Below are 662 nucleotides of genomic sequence, written 5' to 3'. Positions count from 1 at the left end.
TCTCGTGGTCGTGCCAGTTGGCGCCACCCGAGAAGGCGACGATCGGGCCGGTCGGGTTGTGCTGCTCGCGCTTCTTGGCGGCGCGGGCTGCGAGGTAGTCGGCGCCCTCGATCATCGAGGCGGTGAGCTTGGAGGACACCTTGCTGCCCCGGGTGGTCGAGAAGGGGCGACCGGTCTCGGCGCGATACACCTCGCCGGCGTGGTCGCGCATGCACTCCAGCGCCTCGCGGCATCCCTCGAGGGTCTGGCAGAGCAGCTGGGTCTCCTCCAGTTCGTTGGCGTAGATCTCGGAGGGATCGAAGGCGCGGGCCATCTCACCGAGCTTCTTGGCGGCGTCGTCCTCCCGGCCCTCGACCCGCTTCGACACCATGTGGAAGGAGTTGACGAAGCCCCATGCGAGGTCGGCGGCGAACTCCTCCATCCGGGTGTCGCGGAACACGTCGAACAGGGTCCGCATCATCAGGTCGACCGCGGCGGCCGCCTGCTCGGGATCGGGCATGTCCAGCTTCTCGGCGGCGTCGACGATGCTGAGCTTCGCCATCTCGCTTCCCTCGATGAACGAGCCCTCGTAGGTGCGCTGCACGCGCTCATCCGCCCTCGTCTCGTCGGCGATCTGCATCGCGCGGGTGTCAGCCATCGTGCGGGCGAGATCCGAGAAGTTG

General features: G+C 67.8%; 1 pseudogene. It reads right to left on the bottom strand.

The window, feature by feature from the left end:
- A pseudogene (locus MF607_RS22595) lies at positions 1-662 on the bottom strand (hypothetical protein); the annotation flags it as partial.

Origin of the sequence: Sphingomonas lacusdianchii, assembly GCF_022664395.1 — a bacterium.
In the GTDB taxonomy this organism is placed as follows: domain Bacteria; phylum Pseudomonadota; class Alphaproteobacteria; order Sphingomonadales; family Sphingomonadaceae; genus Sphingomonas; species Sphingomonas lacusdianchii.
Note: the sequence above shows the minus strand (reverse complement) of the source record. Positions and strands in the feature narration are given on the sequence as shown.